Origin of the sequence: Limosilactobacillus agrestis (assembly GCF_014145585.1) — a bacterium.
Classification (GTDB): Bacteria; Bacillota; Bacilli; order Lactobacillales; family Lactobacillaceae; genus Limosilactobacillus; species Limosilactobacillus agrestis.
On record NZ_JACIVF010000054.1, the window covers coordinates 1 to 9,755 of the forward strand.

At 33.9% G+C, this 9,755-nt stretch carries 9 protein-coding genes, 1 tRNA gene and 1 pseudogene; 8 read left to right on the plus strand and 3 right to left on the minus strand.

The window, feature by feature from the left end:
* Positions 1–12 precede the first annotated feature (12 nt).
* A tRNA-Asp gene (locus H5R88_RS05540) sits at positions 13–87 on the plus strand.
* A 140-nt stretch (positions 88–227) separates the two neighbouring features.
* Here H5R88_RS05540 and H5R88_RS05545 read toward each other — a convergent pair.
* Both H5R88_RS05545 and H5R88_RS05550 read right to left on the minus strand, forming a co-directional pair.
* A pseudogene (locus H5R88_RS05545) lies at positions 228–1,396 on the minus strand (ISL3 family transposase); the annotation flags it as partial.
* A gap of 141 nt (positions 1,397–1,537) precedes the next feature.
* Positions 1,538–2,029, minus strand: a complete 492-nt coding sequence (locus H5R88_RS05550) for a hypothetical protein (RefSeq protein WP_182579154.1) — start codon at positions 2,027–2,029, stop codon at positions 1,538–1,540.
* Between the two features lie 240 nt (positions 2,030–2,269).
* Between H5R88_RS05550 and spxA the strand changes: the two genes are divergently transcribed.
* The 4 genes from spxA (at position 2,270) to H5R88_RS05570 (ending at position 5,970) form a co-directional block, all read left to right on the plus strand.
* On the plus strand, positions 2,270–2,671 hold the full coding sequence (gene spxA, locus H5R88_RS05555) for a transcriptional regulator SpxA (protein ID WP_003665672.1): 402 nt from the start codon (positions 2,270–2,272) through the stop codon (positions 2,669–2,671).
* Between the two features lie 125 nt (positions 2,672–2,796).
* The gene (locus H5R88_RS05560; protein ID WP_182600451.1) at positions 2,797–3,468 is read left to right on the plus strand and encodes an adaptor protein MecA; all 672 of its coding nucleotides are present in this window, start codon (positions 2,797–2,799) and stop codon (positions 3,466–3,468) included.
* Between the two features lie 83 nt (positions 3,469–3,551).
* The gene (locus H5R88_RS05565) at positions 3,552–4,592 is read left to right on the plus strand and encodes a competence protein CoiA (protein ID WP_182600452.1); all 1,041 of its coding nucleotides are present in this window, start codon (positions 3,552–3,554) and stop codon (positions 4,590–4,592) included.
* A 1-nt stretch (position 4,593) separates the two neighbouring features.
* On the plus strand, positions 4,594–5,970 hold the full coding sequence (locus tag H5R88_RS05570) for a C69 family dipeptidase (RefSeq protein ID WP_182600453.1): 1,377 nt from the start codon (positions 4,594–4,596) through the stop codon (positions 5,968–5,970).
* Between the two features lie 68 nt (positions 5,971–6,038).
* Here H5R88_RS05570 and H5R88_RS05575 read toward each other — a convergent pair whose 3' ends face one another.
* Positions 6,039–6,674 (minus strand): DsbA family protein, encoded by a 636-nt coding sequence (locus tag H5R88_RS05575; protein WP_182600454.1) that lies wholly within the window; start codon positions 6,672–6,674, stop codon positions 6,039–6,041.
* A 164-nt stretch (positions 6,675–6,838) separates the two neighbouring features.
* On the opposite strand from H5R88_RS05575, the gene yjbM reads away from it, so the two are divergent.
* From yjbM to H5R88_RS05590, 3 genes are read left to right on the plus strand one after another with little or no spacing between them, the layout of a single operon-like run.
* The gene (gene yjbM, locus H5R88_RS05580) at positions 6,839–7,477 is read left to right on the plus strand and encodes a GTP diphosphokinase (protein WP_182579149.1); all 639 of its coding nucleotides are present in this window, start codon (positions 6,839–6,841) and stop codon (positions 7,475–7,477) included.
* 15 nt (positions 7,478–7,492) lie between these two features.
* Positions 7,493–8,305 carry an NAD kinase gene (locus tag H5R88_RS05585; RefSeq protein WP_182600455.1) on the plus strand — a complete coding sequence of 271 codons (813 nt, stop codon included), beginning with the start codon at positions 7,493–7,495 and terminating at the stop codon, positions 8,303–8,305.
* Complete coding sequence (locus tag H5R88_RS05590) at positions 8,305–9,210, plus strand: RluA family pseudouridine synthase (protein WP_182600456.1); 906 nt, start codon at positions 8,305–8,307, stop codon at positions 9,208–9,210. Before H5R88_RS05585 ends, H5R88_RS05590 begins: the two co-directional genes overlap by 1 nt.
* Positions 9,211–9,755: the final 545 nt, after the last annotated feature.

The window sequence follows — 9,755 nt, forward strand, 5'->3', positions numbered from 1 at the left end:
CCCCGCAATTTTGGTCCGTTGGTCTAGTTGGTTTAGGACGCATCCCTGTCACGGATGAGATCACGAGTTCGAGTCTCGTACGGACCGTTTATATTTAGATATCTGTCAACTGGTATGGTTGACTGAAAATACTCCCTACGAAAATGTAGGGGGTATTTTTTTACGAAAAAAATACAATCAATTCTTAAAAAGAAAAATTTTGGATTGGCAAAACCATAACAAGTTCATTTTAGCGTTTTGATTTTGCGATTGATACCTTTTAACGGCCCGGTAGAGTAGTCAAACTTAGCGCTATTTAAGACAAATTTCATATTATGACGTAAGGTTTGAATGGTTGTATCCATTTCTGTATTTGTTTTTGGTAATCTAAGATGGTTGATTCTAATAATTCACTATCACGCTCTTTTAGCGCTTTGATAATATCTTGGTAAGTTTGGTACACTTCAGCGAACTTAGAAAATTTACTAGTAATGAGATCAACAGCGTTTTGGCGAGTCATATATTCATTAACACCGCGAAGAAAGATTACTTTTTCGGGTTGAAGTTCTTCAGCCTTTTTGTGGAATAGCTTCCAATATGACTTCACAATTTTATATTCACGGCTTGTTTATCAAGGTGTTTTAGGATAGAAATACGATAATTATCCAAAGCACGGCCAGCTAATTGTACAAGGTGAAAGCGATCAATGATAATGTTGGCATTAGGGAAAAGGCGATAGATGAAGCTTTGATATTGAGCATTTAAATCAATTACAATTGATTGAACGCATGCGCGTTCGGCCTTTGAATAACGATTTTCAAAATAATCAACAATGGTAGGTGATAGACAGTCCTGTAACTTTGTGACAATTTGGTAAGTTTCAGCATCGCAACAAATAAAGGACATCACAGACTTAGTTGAACGAAATTTGTCAAAACATAGATGCTTAGGCAACTTAGCCACACGGTAGTGTGGTTCCATGCGCTCTAAAATTGTATGACGAATACTGCTAGGAGAGCAGTGACACATTTCAGCAATAAGCTGACCAGATAGTCCTTTACGAGCTAAACGCATAATTTGGTTCTTGAGATCACTGGATAAGGTTTGATTTTCTTTGGTTAAATTAGTAACAGCTCCAAAGGTAGTATGGCATGAATTACATTTATAGCGCTGTTTACGAAGCTCTAGTTCATATCTTCTCTCGTTTAAACTAGCAAGTCGTACATGAGTTTTGCGAAATAACTGTAGGAAAGCCACAGTTACGACAACGATTAACAGGATAAGAAAGAGTAGCTTTGATTAAAGCTATATACTCTTTAACAGAATTATTATTGTGCTCAGCCTCTTCAACAGAAATAACTTTAATATTTTTATCTTTAATTCCAAGAATATTTAGGATAGAATCATTATGGGATATTTGTTTAACCTTCTTTTATGATTTTTGTGGTGAATTGATTGTATAACGAGGGGACAGCAAATGTCCTCTTTTTTTGTAAAAAAATCTGGCATGGAATTTTTGTCCATACCAGAAAGTTTATACCTTTTTATAACTGATTCATTAAAAAATAGGTTTATATATTTCATCATAATAACTATTATCTGAACCCATACTGGTAAAGTTCTTTAAGGATGTGAAAGTTTCACTTTCCTTCCATGCAGTTAGGGTTTCAAAATCAGCCCAAGCAGTAAGTAAAACCAAAGTGGTAGCTTCCACTTTATTATCAACGCTAAGCATATAACCACCATTCATGTCAGCCGGTTCAGTTAATACCTTTTGAAGTGTATTGTAAAGAAGCTTTTGACGATCACCGTTTACTTGGAATGATTGATAGTAAAACATTCCATTTAATTGTGCATCCAGCGTTGAATCAAGAGTTGTTAATTTTACTGGTGACTGAAAAATGGTATCTTTTCCAGAAAGGTCAAATAATGCTAATTTCCTTGTATGGGTAGTTGCTTGCATTAACTTAAAGTGCCGTTCAGGATATTTATCAATTATTGATTGTAAAATTTGTCGTGAACCAAATGTTAAGCTAATTTTTGTTAACATATTAATTCCTCCTTAGAAGTTAGTAGTTATATTTATTATAGTACAACTTAATGTAAAATAATTAAATTGTAAATTAAATTAATTATCTACTTTATTTTGGTAAAGTGTAAATAGTAAATCGACTTACAAAAAATTAATAATTTTTATTATATTACTTTAATATTAGTTGAATAGGGGGTATAATAAAAATTGTATTAATGAATGTTCTAGTTTTACTTAATAAAGGAGGCCACTAACGAGATGGTTACACTATATACGTCTCCAAGTTGCACGTCTTGTCGTAAAGCACGTGCCTGGCTAAAAGAACATGATATTGCTTTTAAGGAACGGAATATTTTTTCTGAACCATTGTCTTTAAATGAAATCAAGAATATTTTACGGATGACTGAAGATGGTACTGAAGATATTATTTCAAAGCGGTCTAAAGCTTACCAAAAGTTGAGTGTAGATCTTAATGATTTGTCGATGAAGGACCTGTTTAAGTTAATTAGTAAAAATCCAGGGTTATTACGACGTCCTATTGTTATCGATGATAAACGGCTTCAAGTAGGTTACAATGAAGACGAAATTCGTCGCTTCTTACCTCGAAAGGTTCGTGAACTTGAATTAGTAGAGGCTCAAGAAAAAGCAAATATGATTTGATTGATAAAATATGGAAAGTGGAATGCTTTCCTTTTTTTATTCTTTTAACTGAGTAACTTTACTTTTATGCGAAAATCCTTACAATAGAATTAACATCTAGTTTTGGTAAAAGGAGGTGCTGCTCAATGGAGATGGAACGCATTAATGAAAATACTATTCGCGTTTTGGTAGATAATGATGATTTATCTGCTCGGGGTATCACCATTTTGGACTTACTTGGTGATCATCAGCAAATTGAGGATTTCTTTTATAGTATCCTAAAAGAAGTAGATAGTGATCATCAATTCCAAAACAACGATGCGGTTACTTTTCAGGTGATGCCCACTAATAATGGCTTAGAATTATTTATTAGTAAAAATGATTCTAATTTTGCTGGGAATGAACAGCATGGCCCAATTAATGACCAGGTGTCCAAATATATTAAGCAACATTTAATTCAAAAAAATAGTCCGGGTCAAGATCAAAGAAAAACAGCAATTAATGATTCAGAAGATAATGAAATTCAACACACTAACTGGCAAGTAATTACATTTGATTCTTTTGAAGATTTAGTTGATTTTGCGAAGATTGCCGAGGGTGATGATATTTCATCATATTTATACAAGTACAATGATTTATATTATTTAGCAATTGCTTATTCTGATTCTATTTTGAATAGTAATGATGTTAAAGATCAACTTGCTCTTGCTTATGAATATGGAAATCCCACGGCAACAACGGTTGATTTTCTAAGTGAACATGGAAAGAAAATAATGTCAGTGTCTGCCTTACATTTAATTCGACACTATTTCGAATAAGCTGCGTTTGAGTTTATACTCAACGTAGCTTTTTTTCGTGCAAAATTGTGTGATTTCCGTATATAAATATATAGGGGGATTAAATGTTAATTGCAGTTCATAACGATCAATTAGTATTAGCTGAAAATGCAAAAAGCGAGTTGGAGTATTATTGTCCAGGATGTAGGAAGGGAGTGATCTTGCGACAGGGAACACATAAGATTACCCATTATGCCCATAAGAAGAGAAATGAGTGTGGCTTTAGCGAGGGTGAAACATTAGAACATTTAAAAGGGAAAAAACAAATTTATCAATGGGCACAAAAACATCATTGGAATCCGCAATTAGAAGTCTATTTTCCAACAATTGCTCAACGACCAGATATTCTTTTGAAAATTAATGGACAAACTGTAGCAATTGAATTTCAATGTAGTCCCTTAAGCCTTGAAAGGTTGTTAGCACGTAATGAAGGGTATCGTCAGTTAAAAATTCCGGTTTGGTGGATATTAGGATCACCTTATTTGCATAACTTGAGAAATAAAAAAATTGTTCAGTTTACGCAAATTGTAAAAAAACAGTTTGTTCTCCTATTTTGGGATGTGAAAAAGGCTCAATTAGTTATAAATCAGAAATATCGGCGTTGCTCTTACAGCCGGTTAAAATATGATAAAAAAACTATTTTAATGAAGCAAATTGAAATGTTGAAAAAGAAACAGTATCATTTTCCAAGTAAAGAAATAAAAGAACTATCATTAACTACCTTTAAACATACTGGACATGCTTTGTCTGAATGCCCGCTGGTATGTCATGATCTCATTGCAAGTTGGCCAGCAATGGCTATTCCAGTTATTATTTGGCGAATTGGTGTAATATTAGAACTAACGAAGTATCCTTTGTTTTATTTTTGGAAGAAGAAGGAATGGGAAAACTTATTAATGAAGGTAAACGAAAGTGATTGGTTAATTCCTGGTTGTTTATCTCCAGAAATGATTCGTAATAATGTTATCGACCAATATACAAGTGAATTAATTGACTATAAAATAATTTTAAAAAAAGATAATCAGTTTGTTTTAGTTCATCGTCCTCAATGGTTTAATGATTCACAGTTGAAACTACAGCTAATAAATGATAAAAGGAGATCATAATATGCAACATACTTGTACAATGTTTTTAGCAGGAAAGGATGCTACGATTGACGGGTCAACTATAGTTTGTCGTGAGGAAGATTATGGTAATGCATTTGATCCTCAAAGATTTGTATTAGTAACACCAGAAAGACAGCCACGTAAATATCAGAGCAAAGCAACTAATTTTAAAATTAATTTACCAGTTCCTAAGCTAAAATATACTTCTACGCCTGACGCTGACGATAAAGATGGAATTTTTGGCGCAGGTGGTATCAATGGTGTAAATGTCGCGATGAGTGCAACTGAAACTATTACTACTAATGCCCGGATATTAGCAGTAGATCCTTATAATACTTTAACCGGAATTGGCGAAGAAGATTTTGTAACATTAGTTCTTCCTTATATTAAGAGTGCTCAAGATGGTGTTAAGAAACTAGGAAGCTTATTAGAAAAGTATGGTACTTATGAGGCAAATGCGATAGCTTTTAGTGATAATAACGAAGTGTGGTATATGGAGACGATTGGTGGTCATCATTGGGCAGCTATTAAAATTCCCGACAATGCCTATGTGATTGCTCCTAATCGATTTAATATTACTAATTTTGATTTTGCGGATTCCACCACAATGAGTTCACCAAATTTGAAACAGTGGATTGATCAAAATAAGTTAAATCCTAGTCAGGACGAATACAATTTAAGACATATTTGTGGAAGCGCAACTGCTACTGATACTGTCTATAACAACCCGCGAGCGTGGTATGTTCAGCAACAACTAGGGACGATAAATGCTAATCCGCAAAGTAACAACCTTCCATTCATTTGTTATGCAAAAGAAAAGTTGACTGTAACTACGATTAAGAAACTAATGAGTTCTCATTATCAAGGGACAGCTTTTGATCCGTATCATTTACAAAGAGATAAAGCACCATTTAGGTCAATTGCATTAAACCGAAACTTAGAATTACATATCCTACAAATACGTAATAATGTTCCTGCAAATATTGCAGGTATTCATTGGTTAGCGTTTGGCCCTAATACTTTTAATGCTGTAGTCCCCTTTTATGCAAATATTGACGATACACCAATATCATATCGAAATACTAGTACTGAATATTCAATAGACGATATGTATTGGCTCACCCATACAATTGCTGCCCTTGGAGATCAAAATTATCGTCAAGCACAAAGTATTGAAGAAAATTTTGAATTACAAGTAATGGCAAAAACAATGAATATTCAAAAAAATACGGATAAGGAAATAGTAAAGCACCGTGATGTAAGTGCATTTTTAACCACGATTAATAATCGGATGGCAGAAATTGCGGTAGGTGAAAGTAGAAAATTACTAGGGGAACTAGTAAAGCTTGCTTTTTCAAAAGAACGATTGCAATTCTAGGTAGAAAATAAAAAAGATTGGATAGGTGGTGCTATAATGAAATACCAACTTTTCCAATCTCTTTTTTATTAATTATTTTGTATAATTTGTAGCTTCGGCGGACGATATTGGTTTGCTAATTCATCTAGGGATGCAGAGTGAGCCAATTTTCCGCTTTTAAATGCGTTTATTAAAGTATTGTAGTCAAAATTTGGAATCATTAGGCCGTAATCAGAATCTTTGGTGTTAAAAACGACAGCAGTGGCCGTTTCTGATACGCCTAGATCACTTGCAATTTTTTGATCTTGACGAAAAGCCTGCTTAGCAAGTTGACTTTGCCGATCTTCAAAAAACATTTCTAAGTCAAGGTGTGAATCATGTGCAATTTTATTAATTAATTCATCGTTGTAATCCAAGCCTTGGTTAATGAGCGCAGATTGTAATTGTAATAGATAATGCCGTCCACGTTTTCGTCCTTGGAAGAGGGCTGCTTTATAATCTAATATTACTTGGTTAAGGGTTTTTGATACTTGGTGTCTTATAGCAAGATCATGAGGATTAAGATGATAATATTTAAGTGTGTTATCGATCGTTTTCATATTGAATAGTGGTACAAATTGATAACTAACTTTTGTATTTAAATCACGATCAATTTTTAATACGTCTTTTTCACACCGTAAACAGCGCATTCCTAATGGATTCACAAAAAGATGAAGTTCGAGCATAATTAACCCCTCCGATCATTTGTATACTCAAAATCCTAATCCTGTGAACATAATTATTTTTGCAAATATCTAACTATTTGTAAAGAATTTAGTTTTAAGATAATTACAAGAGTTATTATTATAAATGTGCTAAAATATACGGAGATTTAACAGGAGGCTGGATTATGATTGAAGATTGGCAGCATTTTTTATTGCCATATCAGCAAGCCGTAAATGAACTAAAAGTCAAATTACGGGGGATGCGAAAGCAATTTCAAGACCAAACGCAACATTCTCCGATTGAATTTGTAACTGGACGAGTAAAGCCAGTTGATAGTATTAAAGAAAAAATGGTTAGACGACATGTGCAAGAGAATCGACTGGAACAAGATATGCAAGACATTGCTGGTTTACGAATTATGTGTCAATTTGTAGAAGATATTTATAAGGTAGTTGACTTGTTACGGCAGCGAAGTGATATGACTATTTTAGAAGAACGAGATTACGTTACTAATGTTAAACCGAGTGGATATCGTTCCTATCATATTGTTATTGAATATCCGGTGCAATTAATTACTGGAGAAAAAAGAATATTAGCTGAAATTCAAGTACGTACCCTTGCAATGAACTTTTGGGCAACGGTAGAACATTCTTTAAATTATAAATATCAAGGTGAGTTTCCTGAAGAGTTATCTGCAAGGTTACAAAGAGCCGCAGAGGCAGCATTTAAACTTGATAATGAAATGTCAGAGATTCGAGAAGAAATAAAGGAAGCACAGACATTGTTTTCTAAGCGGAGGTCAAATTCTATTAATGAAGATTAGTTAAAGGAGTAAGTTATGAGAATTGGAATATATAATAATGAAACAGCAGAATCTCAACGAGTGACAAAAGTTTTAAAAGCCGAAATGAAACGGGCGGGTTTAATTTATGTCGAAAAAAATCCAGAAGTTGTAATAACAATCGGTGGGGATGGCACTTTGTTATCAGCTTTTCATCATTATCAAAAAGATTTAAATAACATTCGCTTTGTTGGAATTCATACTGGACACTTAGGATTTTATACGGATTGGCGGAGTTTTGAAATTGATGATCTGGTTGATAGTTTAGTAAAAGACAGTGGACAGGCGGTTTCATATCCGTTACTTGATATGAAAGCTACTTATTCTGATGGACAGACAGAGAATTATATTGCACTTAATGAATCAACAATTCGGAATGTTACACGAACAATGGTATGCGATGTATTCATTAATAATCATCTGTTTGAAAACTTTCGTGGAGATGGGTTATGCATTTCAACTCCGACCGGTTCAACTGCTTATAATAAATCAGTTGGAGGTGCTATTGTTGATCCGAATAGTGTTGGGTTTCAGTTAGCTGAAATGGCTTCACTTAACAATCGGGTTTTTCGGACCTTAGGCTCACCGATTATTTTTGGTGCTGATGCTGAGTTAATTTTGCGTTTGCGCGATGAAAATGGTCATGTGCTCACATGCGATCGTGATCAATTGATGCTTAAAAGCGAAAAAGACCGGTATCTGACTGAATTATCTTATAAAGTTTCTAAGCAACGAATATATTTTGCTCAATACCGGCATAATAATTTCTGGAATCGAGTAAAGGACTCATTTATTGGTGGAGTACATTAATGGAATTTAATTGGATATATGATCATTGCACACCGCGGAAGTTACGATCGGCATTAAAAATGTATGGGGTTTCTTCTTCGTTATTAAAAGTAGCTATATACCATGGGGGAAAAATGCAAATAAACGGGGTAGATAAGTGGGCTATCGATACTGTTAATTACCACGATAAGATAACATTAATCCTTCCTCCAGAAATTGCTAATGATAATGTAGATGTCAGTGAGGCACCTATCAATATCATTTATGAAGATCAGGATTTTTTAATAATGAATAAGCCAGCAGGAGTAGCAACGGTTCCTGCTCATAATGTTCCAGTGGCCGATAGTTTGGTGAATCGGGTAAAAGGATACTATAGGCGACAAAATTATGAAAATCAGGTTACCCATGTTGCAACACGGTTAGACCGTGACACCAGTGGCTTAGTTGTTTTTCCTAAACACCGTTTTGCTCATGCTGTCCTAGATGAACAGTTAAAAAAACATTTGGTTAAGAAAAATTATCTTGCTCTAATTAAAGGAAAAGTTCCTGCAGAGCATGGTTACATTGATGCGCCAATTCAACGTGATCCCAATTCATTTGTAAAAAGAATGGTGGGAAAGGAAGGGAAGGCGTCTGTAACTGAATACTGGTGCCAAGAACGTAATATTCAAGCAAGCCTTATTAAAATTAGGCTGCATACAGGGCGGACACACCAAATTCGCGTTCATTTTGCTAATCTTGGTTTTCCATTAATTGGCGATAAGATGTATGGTGAAGAATCAGGGCTAATTGCAAGACAAGCGCTTCATTGTTATTGGCTAAGTTTTTATAGTCCATTTAAAGGGAAAAGTATTACTGTTTCGGCACCATTGCCAAATGATTTTAAAAACGCTAAAAATATGCTTTTAAGTACAAAAGGATGTTAGTAATTGAATTAACCAGTAGAAAATTGAGAGTGGAAAACAACTTCTCAACAAGGCAGTGGACTGAGTACGAGCCTTGTGGCAAGGTGAGGCTAGTTCCACTTTATCTTACTATGAAAGCAGTTGAGGCTGAGGTAAAACAAAATTTTTCTTCTAGTCTCGATTTTTTTATAAAATGTATTGCAAATAATAAAAAAATAGAGTATAATAGAATTCTACCTTCAACAAGGTATTAATGAACAATCATATCTATTAGTATGATTAAGAGTAAATATGATTGTAAAATCAATAACTTTTGGAAAAATTATCTAAAAAATCATTGATTTTCAACTGACTATATGATATATTAATAAAGTTGCTGATTAAGTTATCGATCAAAAGAAATTCAAAATTAATTAAAATTTCTTCTTGACAAGCTAATCTAATATATGATATAATTAATGTGTTGATTAGCTGCTTAGTTAGTTAACAGGTAGACCTTTGAAAACTGAACAAAGTTTCGACGAATCAAATGTGTAGGGTCTTCAATCACGATGTGATTTGAAGCA

What these genes read in the sequence shown, in the direction of transcription:
- H5R88_RS05575 (WP_182600454.1), bottom strand. Translation starts at nt 6,674, where the DNA reads ATGCTCGAACTTCATCTTTTTGTGAATCCATTAGGAATGCGCTGTTTA.
- H5R88_RS05565 (WP_182600452.1), top strand. Translation starts at nt 3,552, where the DNA reads ATGTTAATTGCAGTTCATAACGATCAATTAGTATTAGCTGAAAATGCA.
- H5R88_RS05570 (WP_182600453.1), top strand. Translation starts at nt 4,594, where the DNA reads ATGCAACATACTTGTACAATGTTTTTAGCAGGAAAGGATGCTACGATT.
- spxA (WP_003665672.1), top strand. Translation starts at nt 2,270, where the DNA reads ATGGTTACACTATATACGTCTCCAAGTTGCACGTCTTGTCGTAAAGCA.
- H5R88_RS05590 (WP_182600456.1), top strand. Translation starts at nt 8,305, where the DNA reads ATGGAATTTAATTGGATATATGATCATTGCACACCGCGGAAGTTACGA.
- H5R88_RS05550 (WP_182579154.1), bottom strand. Translation starts at nt 2,029, where the DNA reads ATGTTAACAAAAATTAGCTTAACATTTGGTTCACGACAAATTTTACAA.
- H5R88_RS05585 (WP_182600455.1), top strand. Translation starts at nt 7,493, where the DNA reads ATGAGAATTGGAATATATAATAATGAAACAGCAGAATCTCAACGAGTG.
- yjbM (WP_182579149.1), top strand. Translation starts at nt 6,839, where the DNA reads ATGATTGAAGATTGGCAGCATTTTTTATTGCCATATCAGCAAGCCGTA.
- H5R88_RS05560 (WP_182600451.1), top strand. Translation starts at nt 2,797, where the DNA reads ATGGAGATGGAACGCATTAATGAAAATACTATTCGCGTTTTGGTAGAT.